The sequence below is a fragment of the Aeromicrobium sp. CFBP 8757 genome (genome assembly GCF_014841755.1).
In the GTDB taxonomy this organism is placed as follows: domain Bacteria; phylum Actinomycetota; class Actinomycetes; order Propionibacteriales; family Nocardioidaceae; genus Aeromicrobium.
Genome location: NZ_JACYUM010000001.1, coordinates 788,312 through 801,907 on the forward strand (window position 1 = coordinate 788,312; position 13,596 = coordinate 801,907).

A 13,596-nucleotide genomic window follows, 5' to 3' on the forward strand; every position below is an offset into this window, starting at 1 on the left:
GTCCAGCCGATCGCTGACCGGCTGAACGCCGACGGTGTGTCGACGGCTAGAAGAGGAGTAAGTGGCATCCGTCTGCGGTTGCTCCCGTTGTCAGGAGTCACTCACTCGATACCCGCGCCTCGGTCTACAGTTCCCGCATGACGACGAGCGGGAGCGAGGCTCGCGCAGTCGAGCTGTTGCGTGACGAAGTCGCTCTCTGGCTGACGACACAGGTCGGCCCGGCCGACGTCATCGCAGCGGCCTGTGAAGTGATCGTGGCTGGAGCGGACAGCCCAGCCGTCGTCGACCTTGCGGGTCGTTCCCCGCGGGAATCTTCGTGGATCATCGCAGAAGCCACGGTGGCTGCACTCGACGAACTACATCTCCCGCCTCTACCTCCGGACTCAGAAGCCGCTCTGGTTGCCGCTTCGTTGGCGATGTGTCGGCGATTCCTCCGCGGCCAGGTGTCCGCAAGAGAACTCGCGCGATGGGCACATCGAACCGTTGGTCACGAAGGTCCCGCAGCCGTGCAAGGGCTGGTGATCCTCGACGACGACTACGACGATGCTGAGCACGTCGGCGTAGGAGCCGAGGCTGAGGTCGACGCCGCCGTGGAACGAGAAGTGACGTTGCTCATGCGTTCGTGAGGACGCCCCGTCTCGTTCCCATCGATGCCCGCGCGACACTCGATCAACCGATGGTCAGGGCGTTTGGCGTCCCGCCACCTGCGCGAGCGCCCGCCGCACTTCGTCGGCCGAGAGCGACTCCGTCGATACCTCGACGGTCGTCGCTTCTACGTAGATCGTGACGTCGATCGTTCCGATGCAAAAACATCTCCGTGCGTAGAGGTAGAAGTCGTCTACCTGCCCGTGGGGCACGGTGCCGTCACTCCGGTATCGAGGCATCTCCTGAGACGATTCCCAGGCGATCACAAATGCGTCTGCGAATCGCAGAAAGACTCGTGCATTCGCGATGGTCCGAGCCGATGACGTCAGCGAGGGGAGGTCGTCTCCGGCGAACACGAACGTGACGGTGATCGCGGGTGGCGCTCCTACCTCGTACTGCAAGCTCTCGAAGTAGCCCTCACGGAGACTCACACGATGACCGTCGGCTGTCTTGAACTCGCAGAGATCGGGTCCAGAGTCTGCGAATCCCTCGAACTGAGCGGGTCGGGGATCTCGGCCTGCGGTGACGCGGTCAGAGTCACTGCCAGCCAATGGGTCGTACCGCCGAAGCCAATTCATCATCGTCCTGTCGTCCGCAGGGCGTCTCCACGCGAACCGACCAACATATCGAAGGGCAGTGCTGATAATCAAGACCGGCGGACGTGGCATGCCCGCGACCGCGAAGGGTGTCGGTGTCGATCGGCCCCGCGGTGACGTTGATGCATCGTCGCCGGCATGCGGTCGCGATGCATCAGGATCGGTCGCCGGCGGAGCCACGTACGATTGACCAGTCATGACCAAGACCTATGAAGTGCGCACCTACGGCTGCCAGATGAACGTCCACGACTCCGAGCGGCTGGGCGGGCTGCTGGAGACGGACGGCTACGTCCGCGCCGAGGACGGCACGACGCCCGACCTCGTCGTGTTCAACACGTGCGCCGTGCGCGAGAACGCCGACAACAAGCTGTACGGCAACCTCGGCCACATCGCGTCGGTCAAGCAGAAGAACCCCGGCATGCAGATCGCCGTGGGGGGCTGCCTGGCGCAGAAGGACCGCGACACCATCACGAAGAAGGCGCCCTACGTCGACGTCGTCTTCGGCACCCACAACATCGGTTCGCTGCCGGTGCTGCTCGAGCGGGCCCGCATCGCCGAGGAGTCGCAGGTCGAGATCCTCGAGTCGCTCGAGGTGTTCCCGTCGACGCTGCCGACCAAGCGCGACTCGGTCTTCGCCGCCTGGGTCTCGATCAGCGTCGGCTGCAACAACACGTGCACGTTCTGCATCGTCCCGGCGCTGCGCGGCAAGGAGAAGGACCGCCGGCCCGGCGACGTCCTCGCCGAGATCCAGGCACTGGTCGCCGACGGCGTCGTCGAGGTGACGCTGCTGGGCCAGAACGTCAACGCGTACGGCGTCGAGTTCGGCGACCGCCAGGCCTTCGCGAAGCTGCTGCGTGCGTGCGGCGAGATCGAGGGGCTCGAGCGCGTGCGGTTCACGAGCCCCCACCCCAAGGACTTCACCGACGACGTCATCGCCGCGATGGCCGAGACCCCCAACGTCATGCCGCAGCTGCACATGCCGCTGCAGTCGGGCAGCGACCGCGTGCTCAAGGCGATGCGCCGCTCGTACCGCCAGGACAAGTTCCTCGGCATCATCGACCGCGTCCGCGAGGCCATGCCCGACGCCGCCATCACGACCGACATCATCGTGGGCTTCCCCGGCGAGACCGAGGAGGACTTCGCCGAGACGATCGACGTCGTCCGCGCGGCCCGGTTCACCAGCGCGTTCACGTTCCAGTACTCCCAGCGGCCCGGCACGCCCGCCGCCGACCTGCCCGACCAGCTGCCGAAGGACGTCGTGCAGGAGCGCTACCTGCGCCTGACCGCCGTCGTCGACGAGGTCGCGACCGCCGAGGCGAGGAAGCAGGAGGGTCGCGTCGTCGAGCTGCTCGTCGCCGACCACGAGGGCAAGAAGGACGGCGCCAACCGCCGCCTGAGCGGGCGCGCCCGGGACAACCGCCTGGTCCACTTCGTGCCCGGCGACCACGACGTCCGCCCCGGCGACATGGTCGAGGTGCGCATCACCCACGCCGCCCCGCACCACCTGGTCAGCGACGACGCCCCGCTGTCGTACCGCCGCACGCCAGCCGGCGACGCGTGGGAGTCGCGCCAGGGACGCACCGAGGTGCGGTCGGTCGGGCTCGGCATGCCGTCGCTCGGCGTGCCGGCACCCCTGCCGATCGTCGAGTCGCCCTGCGCGGTCTGACCCCCGCCCGAGGACCGTCCGGACGGTACAGGGTGTCATCACCGGCGTAGCGAATTCGACACCCGAGTTCTGTTGCACTTCGAAACCGTCCGTGTGATGTTGAACTCGGTCGACACAAGGTCGACCCGTCCCAACGGGGGGAACATGCACAAGAAGTTCACAGGCGTGCTGGCGGCCACCGCCGTCGCCGCGGTCACGCTCAGCGGGCCCGCCGTCTCGAGCGCGCAGGCCGAGTCGGCGTCCGACAGCGGCGTGACGATCGCCAAGTCGTCCATCAAGTGGGGCACGTGCACCAGCGCGCGTCTGCAGCAGGCCGGCGCCCAGTGCGCCAAGGTCGCGGTCCCGCTCGACTGGAGCAAGCCGCGCGGCAAGAAGATCAAGATCGCGATCTCGCGCAAGAAGCACACCGTCAAGGCCAGCAAGTACCAGGGCGTCATGCTGGTCAACCCCGGCGGACCGGGCGGCTCGGGCCTCTCGCTGTCGCTGCTGCAGGGCGCCGTGCCCGAGTACAAGGGCCAGGACGTCGGAGGCGCCTACGACTGGATCGGATTCGACCCGCGCGGTGTCGGCGAGAGCGAGCCCGCCGTCAGCTGCGACCCGAGCTGGGCCGGCTACAACCGTCCGCGCTACGAGCCCACCAGCGCCACCCCGTACCGCACGTACACCAAGAGGGACCCGTGGCCGGCGATCACCAACGCCTACACGAACGCCTGCAAGGCCAACAACAGCAAGGGCATCCTGCGTCACCTGACGACCAAGGACGTCGCCAAGGACATGAACCTGATCCGCCAGCGCCTCGGCGCGTCGAAGATCAACTACTACGGGTTCTCGTACGGCACGTACCTCGGCCAGGTCTTCGCGTCGATGTTCCCCAAGCAGGTGCGCCGCATGGTCTTCGACGGCACCGTCGACCCGCGCGGCGTCTGGTACGAGGCCAACCTGAGCCAGGACACGGCCTTCGACCGCAACATCAACATCTGGTTCAAGTGGGTCGCCAAGCACGACAGCACCTACCACCTGGGCAAGACCGGGGCGGCCGTCCGCAACCTGTACTACGCGACCCGCAACCGTCTGTACGCCAACCCCGTGACGGCGCCCGGCGGCGTCCACGGCACGAGCGACAAGCTCGGTGGCAGCGAGTGGACCGACGCGTTCCTCTACGCCGGCTACTACGAGTCGACGTGGACCGACCTGGCCAACACGTTCTCGTCGTTCGTCAACAACAACGACGTCGCGGCGCTCGAGGCGTCCTACCTCGACGCGTCGGGCTTCGGTGACGACAACGGCTACGCGGTCTACCTCGGCGTCCAGTGCACCGACACGTCGTGGCCGAAGAGCTGGAAGAAGTGGCGCGCCGACAACCAGCGCATCGCCCGCAAGGACCCGTTCCTGACGTGGTCGAACGCCTGGTACAACGAGTCGTGCCGCCACTGGCCCGCCCCGTCGCGCACGCCGAAGAAGATCGACGGGTCGAAGGTCAAGAGCGTCCTGATGCTCAACGAGACCCTCGACGCCGCCACGCCGTACGCGGGCAGCCTGCAGGTGCGCAAGCTGTTCCCGAACGCCAGCCTCGTCGCGACGAAGGGGGGCACGACGCACTCCAACTCGCTCAACGGCTACGCGTGCGTCGACAACAAGATCGCCCGCTACCTGTACGACGGCAAGCTGCCGAAGCGGGCGAAGGGCAACCGGGCCGACGCCTACTGCAAGGCGATCCCGCAGCCGCGGCCCGAGCCCGTCACGGGCTCGACGCAGCTGCAGGCGCAGTCGCAGAAGAAGCTGACGGTGCTGGAGCAGGTCAGGCTCGAGCAGCAGAAGATCGCGGCCCCGCGCTGACCGCACGGTCCGCACGCACCGGGTCCGCCTGACCAGGACGGCCCGCTCCCCGCTCGAGCGGGGGGCGGGCCGTCCAACGTGCGGGTGACACCCGCAGGTGCTGGAATGAGCCGATGAATCGGGGCGGTGCGGGCATGAGGGCTGTTCTCGGCGTGATGACGTCCGTCGTCGTCACCCTGACCCTGGTCGTGGGAGTGGCGCCGGCGCCGGCGTCGGCACAGACCGCCCAGGCCCCTGTCGCGGGGACCACCGAGACGACGCTGACGGCCCCCGCCCAGGTCACGCTCCGGCGTCCCGTCACGATCGGCGCCACGGTCGTCGCCGCGGGCGCGCCGGTGACCGAGGGCTCGGTGCGGTTCGAGCGGCCGTCGCCGGCGGGCTGGGTCGGCATCGGCGAGGGGGTCGTCGACGCGCGGGGGACGGCCGCCGTGCAGGTCGTCCTCGACGCCGACCCCGGTGCCCTGAGGGCCGTCTACACCGGATCGGGAGCGTTCGAGCCGTCGACGTCCGCCGCCGTGCCCGTGCAGGGCGTGCCGCAGGCCGCGTCCGTCGTGCTGCGCGCCCCGCGGTCCGTGGTCGACGAGCGGACGCTCGACGTGTCGGCCGCCGTCACGACCCCCGACGGGCCGGTGCCGGGGGCCGCGGTGTCGTTCCAGGTGTACCGCTCGAAGGCGTGGCGGACGTACGGGGTCGTCTCTACCGACGCGAACGGTGTCGCGCGCACCGGATCGCGTCCGCGCCTCACGTACCGCTACCGCGCCGTCGTGGCCGCCGGGAGCTGGTACACCGGGGCCCGGACGGCGACCGCGACGGTCAGGAACGTCCCGCCCGGCACCGTCGTCAAGCTCCCGCGCAAGGCACCCCGACCCACCCGGCTCCCCGCCCAGCCGCGAGCGTCCGGCGACGGTGCGAACGCATCGGTCTCGCGCATCGGCGACGCGACGTGGCGGAGCATGAAGGGACGCTCGTGGCGAGCCGGCTGCCCGGTCGGGCGCGCGTCGCTGCGCCTCGTGCGCGTCAACTACTGGGGCTTCGACGGCTACCGGCACCGCGGCGAGATCGTCGTGCACTCGTCGATCGCCGGCAAGACCGCCCGTGCCTTCTCCGACCTCTACCGTAACCGCGTGCCGATTCGGTCGATGTACCGCGTCGACCGGTTCGGCTACTCCTCGCGCGTCAAGGGCGCCGACGACCACGCGTCGATGCGGGCCGACAACACGAGCGGGTTCAACTGCCGCAGCGTCATCGGACGGCCGAGCATCCGGTCACCCCACGCCCTCGGCCGCGCGATCGACATCAACCCCTTCGAGAACCCCTACCGCTACCGCTGGGGCAGGTGGGCGCCCAACTCGTGGTGGAAGGACAGGGCGGCCGGGACGTACGCGTGGACCAAGCGCTCGCACCTCGTGCCGACCATCATGCGGCGCAACGGTTTCCGCTGGACGTACGGCGCGATCGACGGGCAGCACTTCGACGGGTGAGCGGGTCGGCGGATGATGGACGCATGACCGACGTCAAGGACCATCTGCACGCCCGCCTGCGCGTCGTCCGAGCCGCCGTGCTGGCCGCGGTCGACGGGGTCGGCGAGCACGACCTGCGGCGTCCGCTCACGCCGACCGGCACCAACCTGATCGGTCTGGTCAAGCACCTGGTGGGGGTCGAGCACGTCTACCTGGGGGAGTCGTTCGGACGTCCGGCGCCCGACGTGCTGCCGTGGGTCGAGGACGGCTCGGTGTGGGACGGTGCCGACATGTGGGCGACCGCCGACGAGTCGAGCGCGCACATCGTCGACCTGTACCGGCGGGCGTGCGCCCACGGCGACGAGACGATCGCCGGCCTCGACGTCGACAGCCCCGGTCGCGTGCCGCACTGGCCGGACGACAAGGCCGACACGACCCTGGGCTTCCTGCTGGTGTGGATCGTCTCCGAGACGGCGCAGCACGCGGGTCACGCCGAGATCGTCCGTGAGCTCGTCGACGGTCGCCCGGCCCCTGCCACGTCGGCCGGCGGCACCGACTGGCCGACGTACGTCGAGCACGTCCGGGCCGCCGCCGACGCGCACCGCTAGACCTGCAGCGTCGGGTGCAGCCGCGCCACGGTGACGGTCTGCCGCCGTCGTGCGGCGATCACCGTCACCCCCAGCGCGAGCGCCGTGAACAGCCCCAGCACCAGGAAGTCGCGCACGACGCCGTCGCTGCCACCGGCGAGCGCCGCCCTCAGGCCGTGCACCGTGTACGTCATCGGCAGCAGGTCGTGCAGCACGTTGAAGAACGGCGGCGCGGTCTCGATGGGATACGTCCCGCCGGCCGAGGTGAGCTGCAGGCTGACGAACACGAGGGCCGCGAACCGTCCGGCCCCGCCGAACAGCGCCACGAACATCTGGTTGATCGCCGTGAAGACCGCACCGGTCGCGAGCGCGATGCCGACGAGCAGCGGCTCGTCGGCCGGCTGGACGCCCAGCACGCCCTGCAGCACTACGAGCAGCAGGACGACCTGCACGACCGACACCGCGAGCCCGGGTGCGTAGCCCGCCAGGGCCACCCGGACGCTGCCGGTGGTCGAGGCGATCGCCCGGGCCGAGAGCGGCCGAAGCAGCAGGTAGATCGCCATCGCGCCGACCCACAGCGCCAACGAGACGAAGTACGGGGCGAGGGCCGCGCCGTAGTTCTCGACGGGGTTGACGCGGTCGGCCGCGTCCTCGATCGGGGTCGCGGCGGTCTTGGCGAGCTGGTCGCGCTCCGACGTCGAGTAGTCGGGCACCTTGTCGCTGCCGTCGCTGAGGCCGTTGCTGAGCTCGAGCGCGCCGGCCGAGAGCCGGTCGGCACCGTCGACGAGCTGGTCGCCCCCGTCGGCGAGCTTCCGGCTGCCGTCGGCCAGCTGGTCGGCGCCTCCCACGAGACGTCCGGCGCCGGCGGCCGCGGCGACGGCCCCCTCGCGCAGCTGAGACGTGCCGTCGGTCAGCCGGTCGGCACCGTCGGACGCCTGGCCGATGGCCCCGACGAGTGCCGGGACGTTGCGGGCCAGCTCGGCGTTGCCGTCGGCGACCTGCGCGGCCCCGTCGGCGAGCTGCCTGGTCTGCTGGCCCGCGCTGGTGGCCTGGCCGCGGACGTCGCGGACGAAGGTCTTGAGGTCGCCGGCGCGTCCGGCGGCGTCCTCGATCGCGCCGCAGTCGACCCCGGCCGGCGCACCGTCGGCCCGGCACTGGTCGGCCAACGTGCGCAACGTCGTGGCGAGCCGGTCGATGTCGGCGTCAGCGGTGCCCGTGGCGTCGAGGATGCCCTGGGTGAAGGCCTGAACCGTCCGGTCGACCTGGGCCGTGCCGTCGGCGACCTGGCGTGAGCCGTCGGCCAGTCGCCGGGTGTCGCGCGGGAGGGTCGACGTGCTCGACTCGAGCTGCGTGAGGCCGCCCGCGAGCTTCTTCGCGCCCGAGTCGAGCTCGGTGGCGCCGTCGGCGAGCTTGCGGTTGCCGTCGGCCAGGGTGCCCGCCCCGTCGGCGAGCGTGCCGGCCCCGTCGGCCAGGGTCGTCGCGCCGTCGGCCAGGTCGGAGGCCCCGGACGACAGGCGGTCGGCCCCGTCGGCCAGGTCGGAGGCCCCGTCGGCGGCGTCGGACAGCGAGGTCTTGATGTCGGAGAAGCTCAGGTAGACGTTGTCGAGGTACGTCTCGGTGACCTGCGCGTTGAGCGCGCCCTTCGCGGCCTGCAGGATCGTCTTCGCGATCGTCCCGTTGATGTAGTTGACGGCGTCGTTGGTCTGCAGGTCGAGCTGGCCCTGCACCGCGGCCGTGGGATCGCCACTGGTCGACGTCGCCGCCGCCGACAGGTTCTCGGGGATCGTCAGGACGGCCTTGTAGTCGCCGTCGGCGAGCCCGCGCTGGGCGTCCTTCGCGTCGGTCAGCACCCAGTCGTAGTTGTCGTCGGCGTCGTTGCTGACGAGGTTGCCGGCCAGCTGGCGGCCGACCGCGACAGGCTGCGCGGCCCCGTCGGTGCCGGTGACCTCGACCATCTGGTCGTGGTTGACGACGGCCGCGCGCACGTGGTCGAGGCGGCCGGTCGGGTCGAGGTTCGCCCAGACGTACATCGCGCCGTAGAACAGCGGCACGAGCATCACGGCGACGACCGCGGCGCGCGTCAGCCGGCTGCGCCGGAAGCGTGCGAGCTCGAACCAGGGGAGGGTGGGGGACGGGATCATGGCAGCATCAGCTCGTGGAGGGTGCGGTGGGTGTCGAGCTCCAGGCGGTGGAGCCGGCCGGCCGGGACGCGGTCGGAGGGTGACGGGGCCGACGACGCGGCCTGGACGCTCGCGACGAGGGTGACGTCGCGATCGGCGAGCAGGATCGCGAGCGCCGACCACAGCAGCTCGACGTGCTCGGCGGCCCGCAGGTCGTCGGCGTCGTCGACCACCACGACGCGCGGGTCGTCGGTCAGGGCGAGGACGACGCCGAGCAGCTTGCGCTCGAGCCGCGTCAGCGTCGACACCAGCGCATCGCCGTCGACGGGCTCGAACGGGATGCCTGCCTCGTCGTGGGCGCGGGCGAGGGCCGCGTTGAGGTCGCCGACGATGGGTGCGACGCGGCGACGGCTGACCCACAGGCCGAACGACCGGATCGACAGCCGCTCGGCGACGTGCTGCTCGACGCTCAGGTTGTCCTCGAGGTCGTTGATGCCCGGCAGCTCGGCCAGGGCGACCGAGTGCCGGACGGCACGGGCCTCCTGCGGCAGCAGGTGCCCCATGACCCGCAGGCGTCCGGTGTCGAAGGCCATGCGTCCGGCCACCGTCAGCAGCAGGGCCGTCTTGCCGGCACCGCTCGGGCCGTGGACGACCAGCCAGTCCCCGGTCCCGACCTCGAACGAGACGTCGTTCAGCACGGGGCCGTCGGGTCCGTCGGTCGTGACGGACGCCGCGGTGATCGCGGCCGTCGACCCGCGGCGCGGCCACGTCTCGAGCTCGACCCGGCGGTGCAGGCCCTCGCCCTCGACGTCGACGTGCGGCAGGCGCCGGCCGAGCCACCCGGGCAGGGCCCACGCGCGGTCGCCGAACAGCTGCATGACGGCCGGCGCGAAGAGCATGCGGATGAGGAAGGCGTCGACGAACACGCCGACCGCCAGCGCGAACGCGATGGGCTTGATGTTCGGATCGCCCTCGGGCACGAAGGCCGCGAACACCGCGAGCATGATGACGGCCGCGGCCGTGACGACGCGCGAGCTGCCGACGAACCCGTCCGCGATCGCGCGGTGGGCGTCGCCCGTGCGGGTGTACTCCTCCTTCATCCGCGCCATCAGGAAGACCTCGTAGTCCATCGAGAGGCCGAACAGCACGGCCATCAGGATGATCGGCAGGAAGCTGATCAGCGGACCGGTCTGGTCGAGGTGCACGAGGTCCATCAGCCAGCCCCACTGGAAGACCGCGACGACCGCGCCGAACGACGCCCCCGTCGAGAGCAGGAAGCCGAGGGTCGCCTTGAGCGGCACCACGAGCGACCGGAACACGATCATCAGCAGCAGCACCGACAGGCCGACCACGACGACGCCGAACGGCACCAGGGCCTCCTGCAGGCGGTCCGAGACGTCGATGCCCCCGGCGGTCAGGCCCGTCACGGCGACGGGCACGCCGTACTCGTCGGTCCACTGCGGCGCGCGGTCGCGGATCTCGCGCACCAGGTCGGCGGTGCGGACGTCGGTCGGTCCGGTCGCCGGGACGACCTGCACGATGCCGGTGTCGGCGGTGCGGTTGGGCGTGGCCAGCCCGATCGCGGCGACGCCGTCCATGCCGCGCAGGTCGTCGGCGATGCCGTTGACGACACCGACGGGATCGGTCGACGAGATGATGTCGATGCTGACGAGCAGGGTGCCGTTGTAGCCCGGCCCGAAGTTGTCGTCGACGAGGTCGTAGGCGGTGCGCTGCGTGCTGCCGAGCGGGGCGGTGCCGTTGTCGGGGAGCGCGAGCTGCAGGTCCTTGGCCGGCACGGCCATGACGGCGAGCCCCACGACGACCAGCACGATCGCGATGAGGGGGAAGCGGGTCGTGACGCTGACCCAGCGACGCGAGAAGACACCCGGAGGGGCGTCCCGACGGGGCGTGAGACGGTCACCCGCGCGGCCGAGCAGGGCCGGCAGTACCGTGAGCGCGACGGCGACGGCGATCACGACCGACAGCGCGGCGACGGCGCCCATCACGGTCAGGAAGGGGATGCGCGCGATCGACAGGCCCAGCAGGGCGATGACGACGGTGACGCCCGCGAACACGACCGCCGACCCGGCGGTGGCGACCGACCTGGCGGACGCCTCCTCGGGCTCGAGGCCCTCGGCGAGCAGCTCGCGATGGCGCGACACGATGAACAGGGCGTAGTCGATCCCGACGGCCAGGCCGATCATGAGCGCCAGCAGGGGAGCGGTCGCCGAGATCGTGACGAAGCCGGTCAGCGCGATCGTGATCGCGATCGTCACGAGCACGCCGAGCAGGGCGGTCACGATCGGCATCACCGCGGCACGCAACGACCGGAACATCAGGAACAGCACGATGAACGCGACGACGACGCCCACGACCTCCGTGATCGACAGCTGGGGGCCGGTGCTCGTGAACACGTCGCCGCCGAAGGCCATCGTGTAGCCCGCGGCCTTCAACGCGTCACCGGTCGCGACGAGCTGCTCGCGGTCGGCGGGGGTGACGGCGGTCAGCTCGCGGTCGAACTGCACCTGCACCTGCAGCGCGCGCCGATCGGCCGAGATGCCGACCGCGCTGCCGTCCGCGTAGGGGGAGACCACGTCGCTGACGCCGTCGACCTTCTTCATCCCGGCGACGGCGTCGGTCACGAGCCGCTTGGTCTCGCCGTCGTCGACGGTGCTGCCGCGGTCGGCGACGACCACGAGGTAGGCCGACGTCCCGCTGAGCTCGGGGAACGTGCGGCCGAGCGAGTCGATGGCCTCCTGCGACTCGGTGCCGGGGATGTCGAACGAGTTCTTGGTGCCGCCGCCGAGGCCCGCCGCGGCGACGCCCGCGACCAGCAGCACGAGGATCCAGGCGGCGATGACGCGACGCGGGTGACGGAAGGCCCACCGGCCCAGCGAGTACAGGGAGTTCGACACGGCACCGACGATACGTTTGTGTATTGGATGCGTCAATGTATCGAGTACGCTGTGTGCGTCACACGGATGAACGGGGATCACCATGACGACATCGGACGCCCGTCCCGCGGTGCGCCGACGCTCGGCCACGCGCGAGCGTCTGCTCGAGGCGACGCGGGAGGTGCTGGCCCGCGAGGGCATCCAGGGCGCGTCGGTCGAGCACATCTGCGAGCAGGCCGGCTTCACCCGCGGCGCGTTCTACTCCAACTTCTCGAGCAAGGACGTCCTGCTGCTGGCGCTGTTCCGGCGCGAGCGCGACCTGATGTTCGAGAGCCTGCGGGCCGCGACGGCACCGGAGTCCTACGAGGGCCTCGAGCCCACCGAGGCCATCGCCGTGATCATCGACCGCTTCCTCGGGCTGCAGTCGGTCGACCGCGCCGGCTTCCTGGTGCACCTCGAGTTCTCGATCCGCGGCATCCGCGGCGGCGAGGTCGGCGACGAGTTCAACGACTCGTGGCGCGAGATCAAGGACGAGCTCGTGTCGCTCATGACCACGATCGTCGCGTCGCTCGGGCGCGAGTTCACGGTCGACCCGCGCCACGCCGCGACGGTGCTCACCGGCACGTACGACGAGGCCGTGCGCGAGGCCATCACCGAGGGGCACGAGCTCGACGCCGAGCTGCTGCAGACGACCCTGCCGATGCTGCTATTGGCTGCGACGCGGCCGCTCGACGCGGCGCCCGCCGACGTCAGTGCAGGAGCTTGAGCCCGGCGACCGCGGCGACGATCACCAGGATCAGCAGCACCTTGACGACCGACGCGGACTCCTCGCCGGAGATCATCGCGTACGCGACGGTCAGCGAGGCGCCGATGCCGACCCACACGGCGTACGACGTGCCGACGGGCAGCTCGCGCATCGCGTAGGCCAGGCCGGTCATGCTCAGCACCACCGAGACGGCGAACACCAGCGAGGGGACGAGGCGGGTGAAGCCGTCGGAGAGGCCGAGGGCCGTGGCCCACACGGCTTCGAGGACGCCGGAGACGGCGAGGACGATCCAGGACATGTCATGCTCCCTGGCGCCGTCTTGTCGCTGTCCGGGTACGGCACCGCTCGTCCGGGAGCCCGTCGGGGCTCTGTCCCCAGTTTCTCACACCATCCGGCGGAGGTGGATTCGCAACCTTCTCAGCGCCGGGACGGTTGCGGATCCACCTCCTGCCGGTGGGACGATGGGGGCATGGCCATTCGGATCGCCCAGGACGCCCACGCCGACCAGGTGCTGACCGACAGCCCGTTCGCCGTGCTGGCCGGCATGATGCTCGACCAGCAACGCTCTTAGCCACTTTCAGCTGTCGGGGGCCCCTCGTCGAGAATCTCCCCCAGGAGGGGGGCATTCTTTCGGCTTTCTCCTGAAGAGTGTCCTCGCGGCGTGCCTGGCTCTGGCGCCTCCCTGAGCGACGAGGCCGTTCCTCGAGCTGGCCTTTCCCTGGGTCGAGACCCTTCGGGATCCGATGACACGTACGTGTCTTCCTGTGGCCGAGCGAAGTCCGTGAGACCGTCAACGTCTTACGACTCCCGACCGGCCGATTGGTGCCAGACTCTTCGGCATGTCAGAACGAGGGCAGGACCCAGTCGATAGGGATCCGCTAGGCCTGCGCCCGCAGGCGATCATCTTCTTCGCGTTTGTGCCCGTGATGCTTGTGGCTCTCGCCGTCGGCGGAGGCTCTTGGTACCACTACCTCCTGTTCCTCGCGGCTGTCGCAGTCATCTGGGCGATTGTGTTTCGATTCGCGC

General features: G+C 70.2%; 10 protein-coding genes and 1 riboswitch. Of the genes, 6 read left to right on the forward strand and 4 right to left on the reverse strand.

Features of this window, described 5'->3' with window-relative positions; all coding sequences use genetic code 11:
* Positions 1-137 precede the first annotated feature (137 nt).
* Complete coding sequence (locus tag IFT73_RS03870) at positions 138-626, forward strand: hypothetical protein (RefSeq protein ID WP_192166451.1); 489 nt, start codon at positions 138-140, stop codon at positions 624-626.
* A 54-nt stretch (positions 627-680) separates the two neighbouring features.
* On the opposite strand, the gene IFT73_RS03875 is transcribed toward IFT73_RS03870, so the two are convergent.
* Positions 681-1,076, reverse strand: coding sequence for a hypothetical protein (locus tag IFT73_RS03875; protein ID WP_192166452.1), 396 nt, complete (start codon positions 1,074-1,076; stop codon positions 681-683).
* 361 nt (positions 1,077-1,437) lie between these two features.
* On the opposite strand from IFT73_RS03875, the gene miaB reads away from it, so the two are divergent.
* From miaB to IFT73_RS03895, 4 genes are all read left to right on the forward strand, one after another.
* Positions 1,438-2,907 carry a tRNA (N6-isopentenyl adenosine(37)-C2)-methylthiotransferase MiaB gene (miaB, locus tag IFT73_RS03880; protein WP_192166453.1) on the forward strand — a complete coding sequence of 490 codons (1,470 nt, stop codon included), beginning with the start codon at positions 1,438-1,440 and terminating at the stop codon, positions 2,905-2,907.
* A 144-nt stretch (positions 2,908-3,051) separates the two neighbouring features.
* The gene (locus IFT73_RS03885; protein WP_192166454.1) at positions 3,052-4,743 is read left to right on the forward strand and encodes an alpha/beta hydrolase; all 1,692 of its coding nucleotides are present in this window, start codon (positions 3,052-3,054) and stop codon (positions 4,741-4,743) included.
* Positions 4,744-4,877: 134 nt separating this feature from the next.
* The gene (locus tag IFT73_RS03890) at positions 4,878-6,224 is read left to right on the forward strand and encodes a M15 family metallopeptidase (protein WP_192166455.1); all 1,347 of its coding nucleotides are present in this window, start codon (positions 4,878-4,880) and stop codon (positions 6,222-6,224) included.
* Between the two features lie 23 nt (positions 6,225-6,247).
* Positions 6,248-6,811 carry a DinB family protein gene (locus tag IFT73_RS03895; protein WP_192166456.1) on the forward strand — a complete coding sequence of 188 codons (564 nt, stop codon included), beginning with the start codon at positions 6,248-6,250 and terminating at the stop codon, positions 6,809-6,811.
* On the opposite strand, the gene IFT73_RS03900 is transcribed toward IFT73_RS03895, so the two are convergent.
* Together IFT73_RS03900 and IFT73_RS03905 are read right to left on the reverse strand one after the other, a co-directional pair.
* Positions 6,808-8,931 (reverse strand): YhgE/Pip domain-containing protein, encoded by a 2,124-nt coding sequence (locus IFT73_RS03900; protein ID WP_192166457.1) that lies wholly within the window; start codon positions 8,929-8,931, stop codon positions 6,808-6,810. The two genes, IFT73_RS03895 and IFT73_RS03900, sit on opposite strands and share 4 nt — an antisense overlap.
* Positions 8,928-11,825 (reverse strand): MMPL family transporter, encoded by a 2,898-nt coding sequence (locus IFT73_RS03905; RefSeq protein ID WP_192166458.1) that lies wholly within the window; start codon positions 11,823-11,825, stop codon positions 8,928-8,930. The genes IFT73_RS03900 and IFT73_RS03905 overlap by 4 nt, the downstream gene beginning before the upstream one ends.
* Before the next feature lie 82 nt (positions 11,826-11,907).
* Here IFT73_RS03905 and IFT73_RS18615 point away from each other — a divergent pair, with 82 nt between their 5' ends.
* On the forward strand, positions 11,908-12,570 hold the full coding sequence (locus IFT73_RS18615; RefSeq protein ID WP_197983482.1) for a TetR/AcrR family transcriptional regulator: 663 nt from the start codon (positions 11,908-11,910) through the stop codon (positions 12,568-12,570).
* Here the strand turns inward: IFT73_RS18615 and IFT73_RS03915 are convergent.
* On the reverse strand, positions 12,554-12,868 hold the full coding sequence (locus IFT73_RS03915) for a multidrug efflux SMR transporter (RefSeq protein ID WP_192166459.1): 315 nt from the start codon (positions 12,866-12,868) through the stop codon (positions 12,554-12,556). The two genes, IFT73_RS18615 and IFT73_RS03915, sit on opposite strands and share 17 nt — an antisense overlap.
* 10 nt (positions 12,869-12,878) lie before the next feature.
* Positions 12,879-12,942, reverse strand: a riboswitch (guanidine-III (ykkC-III) riboswitch).
* Positions 12,943-13,596: the final 654 nt, after the last annotated feature.

Coding starts and splice junctions, on each gene's coding strand:
- IFT73_RS03870 (WP_192166451.1), top strand. CDS start 138: ATGACGACGAGCGGGAGCGAGGCTCGCGCAGTCGAGCTGTTGCGTGAC.
- miaB (WP_192166453.1), top strand. CDS start 1,438: ATGACCAAGACCTATGAAGTGCGCACCTACGGCTGCCAGATGAACGTC.
- IFT73_RS03885 (WP_192166454.1), top strand. CDS start 3,052: ATGCACAAGAAGTTCACAGGCGTGCTGGCGGCCACCGCCGTCGCCGCG.
- IFT73_RS03890 (WP_192166455.1), top strand. CDS start 4,878: ATGAGGGCTGTTCTCGGCGTGATGACGTCCGTCGTCGTCACCCTGACC.
- IFT73_RS03895 (WP_192166456.1), top strand. CDS start 6,248: ATGACCGACGTCAAGGACCATCTGCACGCCCGCCTGCGCGTCGTCCGA.
- IFT73_RS03900 (WP_192166457.1), bottom strand. CDS start 8,931: ATGATCCCGTCCCCCACCCTCCCCTGGTTCGAGCTCGCACGCTTCCGG.
- IFT73_RS18615 (WP_197983482.1), top strand. CDS start 11,908: ATGACGACATCGGACGCCCGTCCCGCGGTGCGCCGACGCTCGGCCACG.
- IFT73_RS03915 (WP_192166459.1), bottom strand. CDS start 12,868: ATGTCCTGGATCGTCCTCGCCGTCTCCGGCGTCCTCGAAGCCGTGTGG.